Genomic DNA, 17763 nt, shown 5'->3' with positions numbered 1-17763 from the left:
CGGTCTACTCTAGTCGATGATGGTGCCGGCCACGGGCTCGTCCGAGCCACCTGAGGACTTGATCATGTCCCGCGCATTGGTGGCCGTGATCGCGATGGTTTCCAGCGCGCGGTTGATGGTGTCCTGGTTTGCCGCTGCACCCTTGGCACGTTCCTCGTCCACAACGCGCACCTGCACCTGGACAATCTTGAAGGAATGGTCCAGCTTGAGGTCCCGTACTTCATCGGCCTGGCTGCGTTCAGCGACAACGCGGGTGCCGCCGCTGTCAGCCGAGGACGACGACGGCGCGCGGCCGGTTGCCGAGTTGAAGGCGGCTTGCGCTTCGCTCAATTTTGCTCCGGCGCGCCGCGCGGCCCTTCGAATGCTGAACACCACGAAGGCGGCGAGTGCGAGCCAGCCGAAGGCGACCACCGCAACTACCCAACCCACAAAATCGTTCTGGTTGGCCGCGAAAATAACAGCCACCACGAAAGCGATGATGACTACGGTCATCCCCAGGCCGCCGATGCGGAAGCCCTTGAAAAGGCCTCTACCGGACGAGGACGTGGACGGGTGCGGGTCGCCGAGAGATTGCATGAGTCAATTGTCGCAAACCCCTGAAGGTGCCTGTGCCGCTTCCACGGATGGCGAACACAAAGCCATCACTTCAGGAACAGTTGACGCAGCCGTCCGGTGGTGAGCATGATCCCCAAGGCAATCATCCCCAGGTAGTAGCCAACGTGGATGGCAGTGGCAGGACTGAATGAGCCCACGCTGATCTGCCGCAACAACTCGACCCCGTGCCATAGGGGCATGGCCTGGATAAACCACTGGATGACCTGCGGGTAGACGCTGAGCGGGTAGAACGTGGCACTGAACAGGAACATGGGCAGCAGGAAGAAGTTGATCCAGTCCATTTGCTGGAACGTCTTCATGAAGCTGGTGATGCCCATGCCGAAGCTCGCAAAGCCGAAAGCGATCAGTACTGACGCAGGAATAACCAGGATGGCCCACCAGGTAGTAATCAGCCCCATGACTCCCATCACTGCCGTGAAACCCGTGGCGTAGAGAAGACCCCGCAACAGCGCCAGGAAGATCTCGCCCATGGCAACGTCCAGCGGGCCAAGGGAGGTGTAGAGCATCCCTTGGTATAGCTTTGCGAAGTTCATCTTGAAGAAGACGTTCCAGGTGGAATCGTAGATGGCACCGTTCATGGCTGAGACCGCCAGGAGTGCCGGCGCTATGTAGGCCGCGTAGCTGATGTCCGCGCCACCGGGTCCTTGGACTGTGCCCACGATCGAGCCCATCCCTACGCCCATGGCCAGCAGGAAGAGGACAGGCTCGAAGAACCCGGACAGCAACACCAGCCAGGTACTGGACTTCGCGGCCATGAGGCCACGGGCCACCACGGCCTTGGCATTTCGGGAGTAGAGCGGTCCGAACTTGCGTTCCCGGGCGATATCCGTGGCGCTGTGGCCGCCGGTCAGGATGCTCATGAGCCCATCCTCTTCACGAACTGGCGCCTGACCAGCAGCCAGCCGGCCGTGGCGGTCCCCAGGAGGTACACCACATGCGTAACGGTCAGCAAGGGGTTCTCGTCCATGCCATAAGTGAAGACCCGCCCCAGCTCGGTTCCGTGCCACACTGGCGATATCCAGCCGATCCAACGGACAGCCCACGGCAGCGTGTCCAGGGGGAAGAACGTCCCGGAGAACAAGAACAGTGGCATGACGATGAATCGCTGCACTAGCGCGAACTGCCCCTTGTCCCGGGTGATGCTGGCGGCATAAGCCATGAGTGGCAGGCCGAAGGACAATGCCGCCACGGTGGCAACCAGTGCGGACGCCCATCCCCAGGGACTCGGCGAAGCCCCGAACATGGCCACCACCGCTAGGTAGACGAGCGACTGCAGCAGGAACCTGAGCGTGCTTGCCATGATGTGGCCGCTCGCTATTTGCTGCGGTACCAGGGGGGAGGCGTGCGGCCCGTAAAATACGCGCCGCCATTTGAAGCCGTCCATGATGGGGTAGGAGAATTCTCCGGAAGCCGTCATGACTGCCGCTGAGACCAGCAGCGCTGGTGCCACGAATTCCAGGTAGCTGACGCCCCCGAAGACGGATTCGCTGTTCGCATCAACAAGGCTTGCCAGCCCGACTCCCATGGCGAACAAGTAGGCCACGGGCTGCCCCACGCTGTAGAGAACCACGGACCAGCCGTAATTGCGCATGACCCGGAGCACTTGTTCCGCATAGAAGAAGGAACCCCAACGACGCGCCCTGGCCGCCGACACGGCAGGCGGGTGTGCCCGCAACGGCTGCTCCGCCGTCGTGATTGGTTTGGCAGTACCTTCACCGAAAGGTCCCAACGGATCCTTAATCAACGAGGCTCCTGCCCGTGAGCCGGAGGAACACGTCCTCCAGGGAGGAACGGCGCACCAGGGACGTCATCGGACGCAGCCCCCGCGCCGAAACCTGCTCCAGTGCGGCCTCGCCGTCGTGCGCGTAGATGAGCACCCGGTCAGGAAGTGTCTCCAGCCGCTCGCCGATGCCCTGAAGTTCGACGCCGATACGCGAGTTCCGCTCGGATCCGAACCTCAATTCAAGTACTTCGCGGGAGGAGTGCTCGCGGATCAAGCTGGCCGGCGATCCCTCGGCCATGATCTTGCCCTTGTCCACTACGATCAGGCGGTCGCAGAGTTGCTCTGCCTCGTCCATGTAGTGGGTGGTCAGGATGAGTGTGACGCCGTTTTCCTTGAGCCGGAACAGGCGGTCCCAGAGGATGTGGCGGGCTTGCGGGTCAAGGCCCGTGGTGGGCTCATCGAGCAGGAGGATGCGGGGTTCGTTGATGAGCGACCGCGCGATGGTGAGCCGCCGTTTCATGCCACCGGACAGCGCATCCACTTTGGAGTTGGCCTTGTCCGTGAGCTGCGCGAATTCCAGGAGCTCGTCCGCTTTGGGCCGCAGGTAGCTCAGCGGCAGGCCGAAGTAACGGCCGTAGACGATCAGGTTCTCGCGAACCTTCAGTTCTTCGTCAAGGTTGTCCTGCTGCGGAACGACGCCCAGGTGTGCCCTGACTTCGGGACCATGGGATTCCGGGTCCAGGCCCATGATGTTCAGCGTTCCCGAAGTGCGCTGCGAGACGCCGCCGATCATTTTCATGGTGGTGGATTTGCCCGCACCGTTGGGGCCGAGCAGCCCAAAGGACTCTCCCGCCGGAACATCGAAGGAGATGTTGTCCACGGCTGTGAGCTCGCCATAGGTTTTGGTGAGGTTCCGCGCGCTGATGACGGTGGGTGGGTTCATGTCGAAGCTGGTTTGCCACGATTCGGAGTGTGTTGCAGAGCCGGTTGCTTCATTGTGCACCCTCAGCAGACTAGTAGCGCCAACGAATATGTGAAAGGGCTCTTGCAGATATTTTTGCAAGAGCCCTCTCATTTTCGCTTTTCGTCCAGGTCAGGACGGTGGCTGCGAGCGCAATACCTCCAGCCGCTGCCTGAACTCGGTCTCATCAATTTCGCCCCGTGCATAGCGTTCGCGCAGCACGCCCTCGGCACCCTGGGTAGCTACCCAGTGATGGTTGCGGCGCCAAGCCCTCCGGCCGACGAAAATGAACAGGAAGATCACAAGGATCCAGAACAGCGGGAACAGCAGGAAGAACGGCCAGTACGGACCGTCTCCCCATGGACCATGCGCGACGACGGTGGCCGGCAACTGTGCCAGCGCTCCCCCGGGCGTGGTGGTCTCCCCGACGATTGAAGTCAATGCGGTGAACATGTCAGTGATCCAAACTCTCTCCGCCGTTTCCCGGCGCGAACCGTCTTTCGGCTCTGGTTCGAGTCTGCCCGCGGACGGTCGGCGGGACGTCCGCCGTCGGGAGTCACTTGGAAGCGGCCCGCTACTCCGTGCGGAGTGGCCGGGCGGCGGTCAGCTGCTCCACCCTGGCCGGACCAGGCCCGATTCGTAAGCGAGCACCACCAGTTGCGAGCGGTCCCTCACCATCAGCTTGGTCATGATGCGCGACACGTGGGTCTTCGCGGTCAGCGGGGTGATGAACAGGCGTTCGGCGATCTCTGCATTGTTCAGGCCCTCCCCCACCAAGGCCAGGACTTCGCGTTCGCGTTCCGTCACCTGCTCGAGGGGAACCACTTTTCCTGCCGCCAGGCTCTGCGATGCCATCTGTGCCATGATCCGCCGGGTGACCGAGGGCGAGAGGAGCGCATCGCCGTCGTGCACGACCCGGACGGCGCGGATGAGCTCTGCAGGTTCGGTGTCCTTCACCAGGAAGCCGGCTGCGCCGACGCGGACGGCCTCGGCGATGTACTCGTCGAGCTCGAAGGTTGTCAGGATGATGATGCGTGTGCCGGACAGGGTTGGGTCCGTGAGAATCCTGCGGGTGGCGGTGAGGCCGTCGTCGTCGGGCATCCGGATGTCCATGAGGATGACGTCCGGTTTCTCGCGCGCCGCCAGCCTCACTGCCTCCCTGCCGGTGCCGGCCTCGGCCACCACTTCCATGTCCGGTTCAGCGTCCAGGAGGGCACGGAAGCCTGCCCGGATCAGGGTTTGGTCGTCGGCGAGGAGGATGCGGATCATGGGCGGTTTCCTTCTGCCTGCTCTGTTATGGGCAACAGCGCCTTTACGCGGAGCCCGGGCCGGAGTTCGTGTAGCGTGAGCGTCCCGCCCAAGCCGACCGCCCTCTCGCGCATCCCCGTGAGGCCGTTGCCCGGGAGCGCCCCGCCCATGCCCGCGCCGTCGTCGTCGACCCTTACCGTCAGCAGCCCCTCACCGCTGGAGACGCTCACGACGGCGGATTGGGCGCCTGAGTGCCTGCCGACGTTGGTCAAGGCCTCCTGGATGATCCGGTACGCCGCTTCCTGCTGCGCCGGGCCGACGAGCTCATGGTTCGAGTGGTCCTCAAAACGGATCTGCAAGCCACCCAGCTCCGCGTTCTTCACAAGTTCGGGGATCCTGGCAAGCGTAGGGCGGGCCGCGGGGGCAAGCGGGACGTCCTCCCGCAACACGCCCAGGAGTTGCCGGACTTCGGTGAGGGATTCCTTGCTGGCTGCCTTGATGGCTTCCAGTGCGGGCCGAAGCTTCTGGGGATCATCCGAGCCCACGTGCAACGCCACGGATGCCTGCACGTTGATCATGGACAACGAATGAGCCACGACATCGTGGATATCGCGGGCGAGCGTGAGCCGGTACTCATCGCGTTCGGCCTTCCGGGCGGCCTCCCGGCGACGTCGGTATTCCGCGAACCGCTCGCTGCGGCGTCGGAATCCCTGTCCTATCAGCACCAAAATGGCGGCCCATGCCACGCCGGCTGAAGCACGGAGGGGCCAGTTGGGATCGCCGCTGAGTGCGGCCGCGAACACCACTGCGGCAGCGGCGATTCCGGCCCCCACCCAGGCCTGCCACCGCAAACCCGCCGACGACGTCAGAACTATGGCCAACGCCAGCGAGAGCGGAATCGGACCCCACGCGTAGCCCAGGCCAACATAGGCACCCGTGGCCACCAAGGCGACGGGAAGCATAACCACAGGCGCCCGCCTCCGGAACGCCAGTCCAGCGGGCCCGGCCAGTAGCAACAGGATCGCTAGCGCGTCCAACGGCCGTGGGGCGTCTTGATGGCTCGCGGAAAAAAGCGTCCCCGCCACCTGGATGAGCGCCACCGTGATGACGATGAAGCTCGTGGGTGGGCCTGCAAAACGGCGGCCACCAGGGAAACGGGGTTGCATACACCGAGCCTAGCTTTGGTCCGGGTGTTCGTCGTCGGGTTAACGGAGCAGGGCGCCTACTCCCGGAGGAGTAGGCGCCCTGCATTTTCGACTGCTGGTACGCCTCAGGCGATGCCAGCTGCGCGCTCGGCGCTCTCCACGACGTTGGCGAGCAGCATGGCGCGGGTCATCGGACCCACGCCGCCCGGGTTCGGGGACAACCAGGCGGCGACGTCGGCAGCTGCGGGGTCCACGTCTCCGGTGACCACAGCCTTGCCGTTGGCGTCCTCCACGCGGCTGACGCCGACGTCGAGCACTATTGCGCCCGGCTTGAGGTCTTCAGCCTTGATCATGTGCGGCACGCCTGCAGCGGCAATCACGACGTCGGCCTGCTTGAGTTCCGCAGGCAGGTCAACGGTTCCCGTGTGCGCCAGGATGACCGTGGCGTTGACTTCCCTGCGGGTGAGCAGGAGGCCAATGGGGCGGCCGATAGTGACACCGCGGCCCACTACCAGGACGCGCTTGCCGTTGAGATCAATTCCGTGCCGGCGCATCAGTTCCACGCAGCCCTTGGGTGTGCAGGGAAGCGGGGACTTCATTTCTCCACTGACGTTGGCCACCAGGCGGCCAAGGTTCATGGGGTGCAGGCCATCGGCGTCCTTGTTCGGATCCATGGCTTCCAGGATGACGTCCTGGTCAATGTGCTTGGGCAGCGGCAACTGAACGATGTAGCCCGTGCATTCCGGGTTTTCGTTGAGTTCGCGGACAACCTTCAGGAGGTCTTCCTGGGTGATGTCCTCGGGCAGGTCACGGCGGATGGACTGGATGCCCACCTCGGCGCAGTCCTTGTGCTTGCCGCCGACGTACCAGGTGCTGCCCGGGTCCGAACCCACCAGGATGGTGCCGAGGCCCGGGACGATGCCTTTTGCTGCGAGGACGGAAACGCGTTCGGTCAGTTCGGCCTTGATGGCTGCGGCGGTGGCCTTGCCGTCAAGGATCTGTGCTGTGGACTGTGTCATTCCATCTGCTCTTTCTGGTGGGTGACTTATTTTCGAAAGCCTTCGAGCAGGCTCATGCCAACGGGACCCGCCGCCGAGGGTGTGGCGGCGGATCCCGTTGGCTCCGGTTCAGTGCCCGGGTAATGCGTTTTCAGCGCTTGTTGTCGCGGGAACCGCTGTTTACCACTGCTCGTGCTGCGGGTACAGCGGGAAGTCGGCAGCCAGCTTGTCGACGCGTGCCTGGAGGGCTTCGACGTCCGTTGCGGAGCCGGACTTCAGCGCGGTGGCGATGATCTCGGCAACCTCGGTGAACTCGGTGGCACCGAATCCGCGGGTAGCCAGTGCAGGCGTACCGATGCGGAGGCCGGAGGTGACCATCGGCGGGCGGGGGTCGAACGGAACGGCGTTGCGGTTCACGGTGATGCCCACGGAGTGCAGGAGGTCTTCGGCCTGCTGGCCGTCCAGCTGCGAGTTACGCAGGTCAACCAGGACCAGGTGGACGTCGGTACCGCCGGTGAGGACCGAGACGCCGGCTTCGGCGACGTCGGACTGGTTCAGGCGGTCAGCGATGATCCTGGCACCCTCGAGGACACGCTCCTGGCGCTCCTTGAATTCTTCGCTGCCGGCGATCTTGAAGGCAACAGCCTTGGCGGCGATGACGTGCATGAGCGGGCCACCCTGCTGGCCCGGGAAGACGTTGGAGTTCAGCTTCTTGGCCCACTCCTGCTTGGCCAGGATCACACCGGAACGCGGACCTGCGAGGGTCTTGTGCACAGTGGAGGTGACGACATCGGAGTGCGGGACCGGGCTCGGGTGCAGGCCTGCTGCAACCAGTCCGGCGAAGTGTGCCATGTCCGTCCACAGGAGTGCGCCAACTTCGTCGGCAATGGAGCGGAAGGCGGCGAAGTCGAGGTGGCGCGGGTACGCGGACCAGCCGGCGATGATGACCTGCGGCTTTTCGGCGATGGCCTGCTCGCGCAGCTTGTCCATGTCGATGCGGAAGCTGTCTTCTTCAACCTGGTAAGCAGCTACGTTGTAGAGCTTGCCGGAGAAGTTCAGCTTCATGCCGTGGGTCAGGTGGCCACCGTGTGCCAGGGACAGGCCCAGGATCTTGTCGCCCGGGGTAATCATGGCGGACAGCGCCGCAGCGTTTGCCTGTGCACCGGAGTGCGGCTGGACGTTGGCGTACTCGGCACCGAACAGTTCCTTGACGCGGTCGATCGCCAGCTGCTCCGCGACGTCGACGTATTCACAGCCGCCGTAGTAGCGGCGGCCCGGGTAACCCTCGGCGTACTTGTTGGTCAGGACGGAGCCCTGCGCTTCCATGACGGCGCGCGGGGCGAAGTTTTCGGAGGCGATCATTTCCAGGGTGCCGCGCTGGCGGCCGAGTTCCTGGTCGAGGACTGCTGCGATCTCGGGATCGAGCTCAGCGAGCGACTGGTTGCTGACAGACGCGGAAGTGGTGGTGGTAGGCACGGAGATCTCCTGGCTAGGCAACGGTGGTGCTACAGGTCAGGCTACCGGCAGCAGCATTCCCGCGTCCCCTTGATTACGGAGGCATCGGTCACGTGCATGCAGCGGTAAGACATGACCCTCGGCCCAGGCGTACGATCCGTGGTCTTCGTGATTGCCGCTCCCTGGTGGTAGTCCACCCAACGCCAGTTGCGACCCGTTAACAGTACAACAAGGCAGCACAGGTAGGCTTATCCGCGTGACTGACTCCGCCTTGCCTGCTGCTTTTGTTGTAACACTCTCCTGCCCCGACCGCCCCGGCATCGTCCACGCGGTAGCTGGGGCCCTGCTTGAGGCGGGTTGCAACATCGCCGATTCCCAGCAGTACGGAAGCCCCAGCACCGGCAACTTCTTCATGCGCGTGGAGGCTACGACGTCGTCCTCCCAGGACGAGCTGGCTGCCGCACTGCGGCCGGTCGCGGAGTCCTTTGGCATGACCTGGCAGATCAACCCGGTAGGCCGGAAGGTCCGCACCATCATCCTGTGTTCCAAGGATGCGCACTGCCTGAACGATCTCCTGTTCCAGCAGCGCACCGGAACGCTGCCTATCGAGGTTCCGGCGATTGTTTCAAACCACCGCGACCTTGAAGAGCTGGCCCAGTTCTACGGGATCCCGTTCCACCACATTCCCGTGACGCCGGAGACCAAGCCGCAGGCCGAGGCCGAACTCCTGAAACTGATTGAGGAGCACGACGTCGAACTCACGGTCCTGGCGCGTTACATGCAGGTCCTTTCCAACGAGCTCTGCACGGAATTGAACGGCAAGGCAATCAACATCCACCACTCGTTCCTGCCTTCCTTCAAGGGGGCCAAGCCCTACCACCAGGCCCACGCCCGCGGTGTGAAGATCATCGGCGCAACGGCCCACTACGTGACGGCGGACCTCGATGAGGGGCCGATCATCGAGCAGGAAGTCATCCGTGTGGACCACGCCCGCACTGCCGCCCAGTTCGTCCAGATGGGCCGCGACGTGGAGGGGCGCACCCTGGCCCAGGCAGTCCAGTGGCACGCTGAACACCGCGTGCTTTTGGATGGCACCCGGACCGTGGTGTTCAACTAGCGCCACTCCTAAGCTGGGGGTATGCATGGCGTCCCCGAAGCTGACCACGAAGCTGACCTCGCAGTTTTCTACGACCGCCAGGCGCCTGTCCGGAACACGCGCGCGTTGACACCGCATCGGGTCGAGTGCCGGGAATGGTTCACCCGCCTCCTGAAGGAGGAACACCGGCACTCCGTGTTCGAGTTGGGCTGCGGCACGGGTGTGGAGGGGTTGGAATTTGTCCGTGCAGGCCTGCACTACACGGGCGTGGACCTCTCACCGGAGAGCGTTCATGTGGCCCGGGCGCATGGGCTGGATTGTTCAGTGGCCAGCGGACGCAGCCTGCCTTTTGTTGATGGCACGTTCTCCGCCGTTTGGACCATGAGCACCCTCCTGCACGTCCCCAACAGCAGGATTCACGACGTCGTCAGCGAACTTGTGCGGGTCAGCGCGGCTGGCGCGCCGATCGCCGTCGGGCTTTGGTCCGGTGAGGATGTGGAGGTCCTCAACCCGGAGGACCTCGAAGAACCCCGCCGTTTCTTCAGCCGCCGCAGCGACGACACCGTGCACCGGATCTTCGGAGAGCACGGCTCGATTGAGCATTTCAGGACCTGGCCGGAGGGCCTCGGTGTCGAGTCCGGGCCGGGAGCGGGCAACTGGACGCAGCACTACCAATTCCTGGTCCTGCGCACCCCCTCACCCAACTAGGTCGCATTTGTGCGCGTTTTGAGCGCTCATAACGCGCTCTGCTGCTACCCAGTTGGGAACTAAGCTGGCTCCATGGCTCCCTCTTACACTTTCGCCGGGGACACCCCGGCCATTCATGAATCCGCCTTCGTGGCACCTACCGCATCGATCATCGGCAGGGCCACGCTGGCCGAGGACTCCAGCGCCTTTTATGGTGTGTCCGTGCGCGCAGATACGGCCGCGATCAGCGTCGGTGCCGGATCGAACCTGCAGGACAACGTGGTCCTGCACGCCGATCCCGGTTTCCCCTGCACGGTGGGCGAGCGCGTCTCCATCGGGCATAGCGCAGTGGTCCACGGCTGCACTGTGGAGGACGACTGCCTCATCGGCATGAGTGCCACCATCCTGAACGGCGCAGTGATCGGCACGGGCTCGCTCATTGCAGCCGGCGCCGTGGTCCTGGAAGGCACAGTCATCCCGCCGCGATCACTCGTGGCCGGGGTTCCCGCCAAGGTGCGCCGCGAATTGACCGACGAAGAGTTTGAGGGTGTCAAACACAACGCCGCCCATTACAAGGATCTCGCTGCGGCGCACCGGGACATGCACGCTTAGGCGCGAATGCGGGGGCCTGCCCTGTGCCCTAACCCGGGGTTTGGGACGCAGGGCGGGCCCCGCAACGCATCTGGTCGAGGGAAATTCAGTCCAGGCTGATCGGACCGAACTCGTCCAGCAGGTCGCCCGGGCCCGGGTTGCCGGCAACGGACGATCCGCCCAGGTGGTTCACCACACCCCACACGGCGTTGAGGCCGGTGGTCACGGCGCCTTCGGCCCAGCCTGCGGTGAACGAGACGTCGTCACCGGCCAGGAAGATGCCCCGCTGGCTCTCCGGCAGCTGATCCTGCTTGAAGTGGGTGAAGAGCCGCTGCTGGTACCGGTAATGCCCCGGCAGGTTGGCTTTGAAGGCCCCCATGAAGTTGGGGTCCGCTTCCCAGGACACGGTGATCGGCTGCCCCACGATGTGGCTGGCGATGTCCACACCGGGGTAGATCTGCTCCAACGAATGCAGCATGAGCTTGACGCGCTCTTCGGCAGTGAGCGCAAGCCATTTCAGCGCGTCATCGTTCCATGTGTAGGACAGGAGGATGACAGCGGGCTTGTCAGGGCCGTCGTCGAGCAAGTATGTGGCCCGGTTCAGGCGGTCGGTGAGCGTCATGGACAGGACTTCGCGTCCGGTTTCGGGATCGATGTCCTTCCAGAAGGGCCGGTCCACCATCACGAATGTCTTGGACGACTGCATGTAGTGCGAGCGCTCGATCGCCGTCCACAGCTCGGCCGGGAACAAAGCCTCCTCGGTGTGGATGCGAGTGGACAGCAACCACGACTGGCAAGTGGTTACCACCGCCCGGTAGGTGGCTTCGCGTCCCCAGTTTTCGCGGACCACCAGGTCACCGTTGTCTGCCCGGCGGATGTTGTCCACCGCTCCACGCGGGGAGCCGGAGTGCAGCGACGACAGTGACGTGCCGGCCGGCCAGTATTTAAGGTCCGACGGCGCGTGGTTCCACATTGCCTCGGGGAGCCTTTGCGCTCCTCCCGAAATGAGCCGGTGCTGGTCGTCTGCGTCGGTGTAGACAACGCGGAGGATCTCCAGGATGGAGTTGGGGAAATCGGTGTCCCAACCGCCGGTTCCGAAGCCCACTTGGCCGAACGCTTCGCGGTGGGCGAAGCCGGCTTCCTTGAAGGACTTGCTGGCTGCGATGAATCCGTAGAACGTCTGCTCGTCCAGTTCGGGCAGGAGTGCGTTCCAGAGTTCCTTGATCCGCTTGGTATCGCGGGCCTTGATGGCGTCCTGCATTTCAGCGAACGCAGCGCCATCGTTGACTGCGGCCTTCCAGGCATCGGCCACTTCCTGGAAAAATTCCGGCAGCTCATCTGCTGTGGTGGCGTAGTGCTTTTTGCCCGCAAGTTCGATCACGGTGCTGGACGTCGCCGGGGCCATCGGGTTGGGGAAGTCCTGTGTTTCCAGGCCAAGAAGGTCCACGTAGTGGTAGAAGGCTTTGCCGGAGACCGGGAAACGCATGCCACCAAGATCGGCTACGACGCCGGGCGCCGAGGGGAAGCTTGCGGTGCGAAGACGGCCTCCGATCTGGTCTGCCTCGTAGATCACGGGCTTGAGGCCAAGTTTCATGAGCTCATAGGCGGTGACCAGCCCTGACAGGCCGGCGCCGATGACGGCTACTTCCGTGCCGTAGCGCTCCTCCGGAATGCTTCCGAGTCCGTCCGGGTGTGCCAGGTACTGGTCATAGCTGAACGGGAAGTCCGGGTTCAGCATGGTGATGGGGGCTTCGCCTGCCTCCGCCGCGGAAGCGGCAACGTCGGCTGTGGGAAGTTCGGTAGCGATGGTCATCAGTTTGCGGCTTTCACGGGTTCCGGGCTCACGGCCCTGGTGGTCAGTTCACGGTAGTCCTGTTCGCTGAGCGCGGCTACCTTGGAATTCCGGCGTCCATAGCCGAAGTAGATGGCGATGCCCACCAGCATCCAAACACCGAACGTGATCCAGGTGTCTTCGCCCAGGTTGAGCATCAGGAAGGCACACATCAGCGTGCCCAGGATTGGGGTGATCGGGTACAGCGGGACCCGGAAGCTCCGGTCAAGGTCCGGACGGTTGCGCCGGAGATAGATCACGGCGACATTGACCAGTGCGAAGGCGAACAGCGTGCCGATGCTGGTTGCGTCGGCCAGGGCACCCAGCGGGACCAAGCCAGCGGTGAGTGCGACGGCGGTTCCCACTATAAGGGTCCCGGCGACTGGTGTTCCGGTGCGGCGGGAGACGCGGCCGAAGACTTTGGGCACCATGCCATCGCGGGACATTGAGAGCAGGATGCGGGTCTGGCCGTAGAGGACTGTCAGCACGATGCTGGCGATGGCAAGCACTGCACCGGCAGAGAAGACCAAAGCGATCCACGGCTGGCCGGTGATCTCGTGCAGGATCTGGACCAGGGCAGCTTCCGTGCCATCGAACCAGCCCCACGGACGGGCACCGATCGCGGCTACGGACACCAGGACGTAGATGCTGGTGACAATCACCATGGAGAGCATGATGGCACGTGGCAGGTCCCGCTTGGGGTTCCTGGCTTCCTCGCCGGCGGTGGAGGCGGCGTCGAATCCGATGTAGGAGAAGAAGACGCTTGATGCTGCGGCAGAGACACCGGCTGCACCCATCGGCATGAGGGGCTCGAAGTTTCCGGCATTGAAAGCGGTGAAAGCGACGGCGCAGAAGAAGATCAGGATGCCTACTTTGATGATGACGATCGCCGTGTTGATCCATGCACTTTCACGGGCGCCCCGGACCAGCAGGATCATGGCAAGAACCACGATCACCATGGCGGGAACGTTCACCACCCCGCCATCGCCTGGCGGTTGGCTCATCGCATCGGGCAGGACCTGCCCAAACGCAGCCAGAGTCTCGTTGACGTATTGGCCGGCGCCCACGGCAACAGCGGCCACGGACACGGCATATTCCAGTACCAGGCACCAACCGCAGATCCACGCCATGCCTTCACCCATCGTGGCGTAGGAGTAGGAGTAGCTGGAGCCTGCCACCGGGACGAGCCCTGCCATTTCGGCGTAGGACACTGCGGAGAAGAGCGCAGCCAAACCAGCGATCACGAAGGAGATCCAGATGGCCGGGCCGGCCAGCGGCACGGACTCGCCAAGGATCACCAGGATGCCGGTGCCCAGCGTTGCACCGACGCTGATCATGGTCAGCTGCAGGACCCCGAAGCTGCGCACCAAGGGCGTGCCGCTTTCGCCGGTTCCGGCCTCGTTGACCATCTGCCCGATCGGCTTGCGGCGCAGGAGTTGGGCACCGAGGCTTGGCCTGGCCATGCTCGCCGCCGTTGAGTTCTGAGTGTTCACAGGCACAGTCACCCTTGACGTCCCTTCAAAGTAGTTTCGATTTCCCCTCCACAAGACTGGCATGTAAGCCACCTCACACAATGGTGCAAAATGACCTATAGTGTTCAACCATGAGACGTATTGCACAGTACCAAGAGGGCGGACCGCTGGCCCTCTCCGGTCAGGTCAGAGTGGACCTGTCCGCCATTTCAGACAACATCAGGGCCCTGAAGGACCGCACCAAGGCACCCTTCTTCATGGCCGTAGTGAAGGGCAACGCCTACGGGCATGGGCTCGTGGAAGTAGCCCGTACGGCTGTTGATTCCGGCGCCGACTGGCTCGGAACCGCGCAGCTCACCGAAGCCATCGCACTGCGCAAAGCCGGCATCACAGCACCGATCCTTTCGTGGTTGTATCTGGCATCCCAGACGAGCGACACCATCCTGGAAGCACTCGAAAACAACATCGACGTCTCCCTCGGAAGCGTCCACCAACTCCAGGTGCTGGCAGGCATCGCCGAACGCCTTGGCCGTCCCGCCGTCGTACATCTTGAACTGGACAGCGGGCTGAGCCGTGGCGGGGCGCGAAAGGAGGATTGGGCCGAACTTGTAGCCCATGCCCGGAAAGCGGAAGTGGACGGCACCGTTCTTGTCCGCGGCATTTGGACCCACTTGGCGTGGGCCGATGTGCCCGCCCATCCTGGGAATGCCAGCGCTGTTGCTGAGTTCGAAGACGCCGCCCGTGAGGCACGCGCTGCCGGACTGAAACCTGAACTGAGGCACGTTTCCAGCTCAGCCAACATCCTGGACCGGCCGGAATTCCACTTCGACATGGTCCGTGCGGGACTGGCGATTTACGGCCTCGCTCCCGCAGACCACCTCAACCCGACCGACTTCGGATTACGGCCTGCCCTCAGCGTCACGGCCCCGCTGGTGATGGTCAAAAAGGTCCCCGCAGGCACTGGCGTCAGCTACGAGCACCAGGCCATCACCTATGAACCCCGCTACCTGGGGCTCATTCCCCTCGGCTACGCGGACGGCATCCCGAAAGGCATCAGCGGACGCTCGGTGGTGAACATCGGAGGCCGGAGCGTCCCGGTCATCGGCAAGGTCTGCATGGATCAATTCATGGTGGACCTGGGACCCGACGCAACGGGGATCGACGTAGGCGATACTGCGGTGTTGTTCGGTGACCCGGCCACCGGTGCGGCGAGCGCCGACGATTGGGGCGCCGCGATCGGCAGCCACGGGGATGAAATCATCAACAGGATCGCGCCGCGACTGCCGCGCGTATACGCCACCCAAGAAGACGCAGCCTACGAGTGCCCCGACTACCAGGAGCCGGCAGCCGCCGGGCAGGACCATGTTGCCTGAGCCCGCCACCGCCCGCCTGAGTTTCGTCACGCTGGAACAGTTCCTGGAGCAGCTGCCGCCCGAGTTGAAAATGCTTCACGACGGCGGCAGCGGCGCCTCGCTGCTGCGGTGGGTGGAACCGAGCGAGCTCGAAGATCCCACCCCGTACCTTCCAGAGGGCGAGTTCCTGCTGACCGCCGGGCTGCCTTTCCTTGGGGACGGCGGCTCGGCGGCCAGCGTGGACGCGTATGTCCGGCGTCTGGTGGGGGCGAAGGTGGCCGCCCTCGGATTTGGCATCAGGCCTTATTTCGACGCCGTCCCGGATGTCCTCCTCGACGCCTGCCGCAGGCATAACCTCACCCTGTTTGAGGTCCCTGAGTCCGTGCCCTTCGCCGCGATCGGCCTGGAGTTCTCCCAGCTCCTGGAATCGGACAACGCCCGCGTATTCCGGCAATTGGCGGAAACCAACCGCCAACTCATGCGGGCAGTCCTCTCCCCCAGACCGGAGCATGAATTACTGGCAGCCCTCGTCCAGCGCGTTCCCGTGTGGGCCGTGCTGGTCGGGGCGGACGGACGCGTGCGGGCGCGCGGGCACAATGCCGGCGGCAGCACCGGCGTCGAGCACTCCTTGTTGGCGCCGCTGCTGGAACGGTTGCTGACCGGCAGCGGACCGCGCGTGGAGATGGATGGTTTCGAACAGCCTGGGTCTGCCCTGGTGTTCGGTCATCCTCTGCGCAGTACCAAGGACGCGAACCTTGGGGCGCTGATTCTTGGCTCGGACGCTCCCCTGACGCCTGCGCAGAACAATGTGGTGCAGTCGGCGGTGGGTTTGCTGGAGTTGCTGGTCCGTCAACGAACCAGCGGCTCTCTTGCTCCGAGCCAGCTTGCCACGGCATTGCTCCTCCATCCGGACACCTTGTCCACCGGCGCTACCAAGCACGTCAACGGACTCAAAGACCTGCTGGCGCAAAGCCTTTCCTCGACGCGTTCGGGCCAGATGCGGGTAGTGCAGGGCATCAAGGCCGAATCCCCCGACTGGCCCGCCGGCGACGGCCCGGTCCGTGAGCTGCTGCAGTGGCGCAGGCTGTTCGATACCAAGCTCGTGGAAATAACCGACTACGGCTTCGCGGCCATCACCCGTTTGAAGGTGGATGACGCGCTGCTTGCCGACGTCGAAAAGCTTGGCTGGAGGCTGGCGATCGGCGAGCCCACCGAACTCACCGGGCTTGCGACGGCGTATCAGCGGGTAAGTTCGCTGCGCGGGCGGGTGTTGTCCAGCGGAAAGAGTGTCCGCGTGGACGAAGTGCAGTGGTCTGTTACCGGTCTTCTGGGACGCGAGGCAGGGACCATGCTGGCCGAGCGCCTCCTTGCCCCCGTGTTGTCCCTGGAACCTGACCGCCGTGATTCCCTCCTGTCAGTGCTGCGCGGCTGGCTCAGCGAAAACGGAAGCTGGGACGGTTCGGCCAAACTGCTGGGCCTGCACCGCAACAGCGTCCGCCGGCAAATAGGCGTCCTCGGTGAGCTGCTGGACAAGGACCTCAACCAGGCACAGGTCCGGGCAGAACTATGGATCGCGCTGCAGTACGCGGACGAGCTTGTTGCCGGGTTGACGGGGTCCGAGGGAGGCGCGGTTTAGGCGCCCGCCTCCCATTTCCGGTAGAGCTCAGGGCGTCGTTCGCGCAGATACGGGACTTCGTCGCGTGCGGCTTTCACCGTCTCCGTGCCCACTTCCGCGAACAGGAGCGCTGCCGACTCGCCCGCCGCCGCGAGCAACGAGCCATCGGGGCCGGCAACGACGCTGCCACCGAGGAAGTTGTAGATGTCCTCGTGCCCGCTGTGGTTGGCGTACGCAACGTTGAGCTGGCTCTCCACCGCGCGGGCACGGATAAGCACCTGCGGCACGTTGTCGAACCCCATTGACAACGCCGTAGGGACCAGCAGGAGTTCAGCCCCGCGGGTTGCCGCCGCCCGGACTGCCTCCGGGAACTCCACGTCGTAGCAAATCAGGATCGACGTGCGGATCCCGTTGAAATCCACGACGGCGGGAGGTGCTTGGGCGCCGACGAACGCCTTGCGCTCCTCCGCGCCAAAGAGGTGGACCTTGGCGTAATGGAGGAGTTCCTCGCCACTGCCGTCCACGAGGGTAGCGGTGATGTGCCAGGCGTTGTCCTCGGGAGATGGCGCCGGAAGGCTGTACACAAGTCCGATGTTGTGCCGGCGGGCGATGCCAGCGAGGCGTTCGCGGATGTCGGGAAGTGTTGCCGGGTCCAACTCGGCGTGAAGCCGCAGCGGTGCGTAGCCCACGGGGAAGAGCTCAGGCGTCAGGAGCAACCCGGCCCCTGCCTGTGCTGCGCGCCGGGCGGCGTCGTCGATCGTGCGCAGGTTCGCCTCGACGTCCAGGACTGAAGCGTTGGCCTGCAGGACGGATAGCAGCATCATTACCACCTTGGTTGCACCGGGTACCGGACCGGTGAGGGCCGGAAGTCTTCTTTGTTCCAGAGTAGGCCTGTGGTCTGACAGGTGGGGCGGGGCAATTAGACCCGGAGGCGGGCGAAGCGGGACGCATTGCACGCAGATCAGGCCCCACAA

General features: G+C 64.0%; 17 protein-coding genes and 1 riboswitch. Of the genes, 5 read left to right on the top strand and 12 right to left on the bottom strand.

Features of this window, described 5'->3' with window-relative positions:
- Nucleotides 1–9: 9 nt before the first annotated feature.
- The 9 genes from AC6I99_RS06470 to glyA all read right to left on the bottom strand — a co-directional run bounded on the left by AC6I99_RS06470 (nucleotide 10) and on the right by glyA (nucleotide 8166).
- Nucleotides 10–576, bottom strand: a complete 567-nt coding sequence (locus AC6I99_RS06470; RefSeq protein WP_309931655.1) for a hypothetical protein — start codon at nucleotides 574–576, stop codon at nucleotides 10–12.
- A 65-nt stretch (nucleotides 577–641) separates the two neighbouring features.
- The gene (locus tag AC6I99_RS06465) at nucleotides 642–1475 is read right to left on the bottom strand and encodes an ABC transporter permease (protein ID WP_497960649.1); all 834 of its coding nucleotides are present in this window, start codon (nucleotides 1473–1475) and stop codon (nucleotides 642–644) included.
- Nucleotides 1472–2269, bottom strand: a complete 798-nt coding sequence (locus tag AC6I99_RS06460) for an ABC transporter permease (RefSeq protein WP_497961935.1) — start codon at nucleotides 2267–2269, stop codon at nucleotides 1472–1474. The genes AC6I99_RS06465 and AC6I99_RS06460 overlap by 4 nt, the downstream gene beginning before the upstream one ends.
- Before the next feature lie 82 nt (nucleotides 2270–2351).
- The gene (locus AC6I99_RS06455) at nucleotides 2352–3281 is read right to left on the bottom strand and encodes an ABC transporter ATP-binding protein (RefSeq protein WP_224093888.1); all 930 of its coding nucleotides are present in this window, start codon (nucleotides 3279–3281) and stop codon (nucleotides 2352–2354) included.
- Nucleotides 3282–3431: 150 nt separating this feature from the next.
- Complete coding sequence (locus AC6I99_RS06450) at nucleotides 3432–3752, bottom strand: SHOCT domain-containing protein (protein ID WP_497960648.1); 321 nt, start codon at nucleotides 3750–3752, stop codon at nucleotides 3432–3434.
- A 150-nt stretch (nucleotides 3753–3902) separates the two neighbouring features.
- Nucleotides 3903–4568, bottom strand: coding sequence for a response regulator transcription factor (locus tag AC6I99_RS06445; protein WP_497960646.1), 666 nt, complete (start codon nucleotides 4566–4568; stop codon nucleotides 3903–3905).
- Complete coding sequence (locus tag AC6I99_RS06440; RefSeq protein WP_497960645.1) at nucleotides 4565–5713, bottom strand: sensor histidine kinase; 1149 nt, start codon at nucleotides 5711–5713, stop codon at nucleotides 4565–4567. The genes AC6I99_RS06445 and AC6I99_RS06440 overlap by 4 nt, the downstream gene beginning before the upstream one ends.
- Before the next feature lie 104 nt (nucleotides 5714–5817).
- The gene (locus tag AC6I99_RS06435) at nucleotides 5818–6711 is read right to left on the bottom strand and encodes a bifunctional methylenetetrahydrofolate dehydrogenase/methenyltetrahydrofolate cyclohydrolase (RefSeq protein WP_224166784.1); all 894 of its coding nucleotides are present in this window, start codon (nucleotides 6709–6711) and stop codon (nucleotides 5818–5820) included.
- Between the two features lie 159 nt (nucleotides 6712–6870).
- A complete protein-coding gene (glyA, locus tag AC6I99_RS06430) occupies nucleotides 6871–8166 on the bottom strand; it encodes a serine hydroxymethyltransferase (RefSeq protein WP_224091517.1) in 1296 nt (431 codons plus the stop codon).
- 114 nt (nucleotides 8167–8280) lie between these two features.
- Nucleotides 8281–8366: riboswitch (ZMP/ZTP riboswitch) on the bottom strand.
- A 35-nt stretch (nucleotides 8367–8401) separates the two neighbouring features.
- On the opposite strand from glyA, the gene purU reads away from it, so the two are divergent.
- From purU to AC6I99_RS06415, 3 genes are all read left to right on the top strand, one after another.
- Nucleotides 8402–9262, top strand: a complete 861-nt coding sequence (gene purU / locus AC6I99_RS06425) for a formyltetrahydrofolate deformylase (RefSeq protein ID WP_497960642.1) — start codon at nucleotides 8402–8404, stop codon at nucleotides 9260–9262.
- 21 nt (nucleotides 9263–9283) lie between these two features.
- A complete protein-coding gene (locus AC6I99_RS06420; RefSeq protein WP_497960640.1) occupies nucleotides 9284–9949 on the top strand; it encodes a class I SAM-dependent methyltransferase in 666 nt (221 codons plus the stop codon).
- Between the two features lie 72 nt (nucleotides 9950–10021).
- Entirely contained in the window at nucleotides 10022–10540 is a 519-nt protein-coding gene (locus AC6I99_RS06415) for a gamma carbonic anhydrase family protein (RefSeq protein WP_497945802.1), read from the top strand.
- Nucleotides 10541–10625: 85 nt separating this feature from the next.
- On the opposite strand, the gene AC6I99_RS06410 is transcribed toward AC6I99_RS06415, so the two are convergent.
- Both AC6I99_RS06410 and AC6I99_RS06405 read right to left on the bottom strand, forming a co-directional pair.
- Nucleotides 10626–12332, bottom strand: a complete 1707-nt coding sequence (locus AC6I99_RS06410; protein ID WP_497960639.1) for a flavin monoamine oxidase family protein — start codon at nucleotides 12330–12332, stop codon at nucleotides 10626–10628.
- A complete protein-coding gene (locus tag AC6I99_RS06405; RefSeq protein WP_497947187.1) occupies nucleotides 12332–13813 on the bottom strand; it encodes an amino acid permease in 1482 nt (493 codons plus the stop codon). Before AC6I99_RS06405 ends, AC6I99_RS06410 begins: the two co-directional genes overlap by 1 nt.
- 140 nt (nucleotides 13814–13953) lie before the next feature.
- On the opposite strand from AC6I99_RS06405, the gene alr reads away from it, so the two are divergent.
- Together alr and AC6I99_RS06395 are read left to right on the top strand one after the other, a co-directional pair.
- The gene (alr, locus tag AC6I99_RS06400) at nucleotides 13954–15195 is read left to right on the top strand and encodes an alanine racemase (RefSeq protein WP_497960637.1); all 1242 of its coding nucleotides are present in this window, start codon (nucleotides 13954–13956) and stop codon (nucleotides 15193–15195) included.
- Nucleotides 15185–16810: a PucR family transcriptional regulator gene (locus tag AC6I99_RS06395; protein ID WP_309927428.1), complete on the top strand. Its 1626-nt coding sequence runs from the start codon at nucleotides 15185–15187 to the stop codon at nucleotides 16808–16810. The genes alr and AC6I99_RS06395 overlap by 11 nt, the downstream gene beginning before the upstream one ends.
- Here AC6I99_RS06395 and AC6I99_RS06390 read toward each other — a convergent pair.
- Nucleotides 16807–17613, bottom strand: coding sequence for a carbon-nitrogen hydrolase family protein (locus AC6I99_RS06390; protein ID WP_497960636.1), 807 nt, complete (start codon nucleotides 17611–17613; stop codon nucleotides 16807–16809). The two genes, AC6I99_RS06395 and AC6I99_RS06390, sit on opposite strands and share 4 nt — an antisense overlap.
- Between the last annotated feature and the right edge of the window lie 150 nt (nucleotides 17614–17763).

It is taken from the genome of Arthrobacter sp. TmtSoilC77, from assembly GCF_059739415.1.
Note: the sequence above shows the minus strand (reverse complement) of the source record. Positions and strands in the feature narration are given on the sequence as shown.

What these genes read in the sequence shown, in the direction of transcription:
- AC6I99_RS06470 (WP_309931655.1), bottom strand. Translation starts at nt 576, where the DNA reads ATGCAATCTCTCGGCGACCCGCACCCGTCCACGTCCTCGTCCGGTAGA.
- AC6I99_RS06465 (WP_497960649.1), bottom strand. Translation starts at nt 1,475, where the DNA reads ATGAGCATCCTGACCGGCGGCCACAGCGCCACGGATATCGCCCGGGAA.
- AC6I99_RS06455 (WP_224093888.1), bottom strand. Translation starts at nt 3,281, where the DNA reads ATGAACCCACCCACCGTCATCAGCGCGCGGAACCTCACCAAAACCTAT.
- AC6I99_RS06450 (WP_497960648.1), bottom strand. Translation starts at nt 3,752, where the DNA reads ATGTTCACCGCATTGACTTCAATCGTCGGGGAGACCACCACGCCCGGG.
- AC6I99_RS06445 (WP_497960646.1), bottom strand. Translation starts at nt 4,568, where the DNA reads ATGATCCGCATCCTCCTCGCCGACGACCAAACCCTGATCCGGGCAGGC.
- AC6I99_RS06440 (WP_497960645.1), bottom strand. Translation starts at nt 5,713, where the DNA reads ATGCAACCCCGTTTCCCTGGTGGCCGCCGTTTTGCAGGCCCACCCACG.
- AC6I99_RS06435 (WP_224166784.1), bottom strand. Translation starts at nt 6,711, where the DNA reads ATGACACAGTCCACAGCACAGATCCTTGACGGCAAGGCCACCGCCGCA.
- AC6I99_RS06420 (WP_497960640.1), top strand. Translation starts at nt 9,284, where the DNA reads ATGCATGGCGTCCCCGAAGCTGACCACGAAGCTGACCTCGCAGTTTTC.
- AC6I99_RS06415 (WP_497945802.1), top strand. Translation starts at nt 10,022, where the DNA reads ATGGCTCCCTCTTACACTTTCGCCGGGGACACCCCGGCCATTCATGAA.
- AC6I99_RS06410 (WP_497960639.1), bottom strand. Translation starts at nt 12,332, where the DNA reads ATGACCATCGCTACCGAACTTCCCACAGCCGACGTTGCCGCTTCCGCG.
- AC6I99_RS06405 (WP_497947187.1), bottom strand. Translation starts at nt 13,813, where the DNA reads ATGGCCAGGCCAAGCCTCGGTGCCCAACTCCTGCGCCGCAAGCCGATC.
- alr (WP_497960637.1), top strand. Translation starts at nt 13,954, where the DNA reads ATGAGACGTATTGCACAGTACCAAGAGGGCGGACCGCTGGCCCTCTCC.
- AC6I99_RS06395 (WP_309927428.1), top strand. Translation starts at nt 15,185, where the DNA reads ATGTTGCCTGAGCCCGCCACCGCCCGCCTGAGTTTCGTCACGCTGGAA.
- AC6I99_RS06390 (WP_497960636.1), bottom strand. Translation starts at nt 17,613, where the DNA reads ATGATGCTGCTATCCGTCCTGCAGGCCAACGCTTCAGTCCTGGACGTC.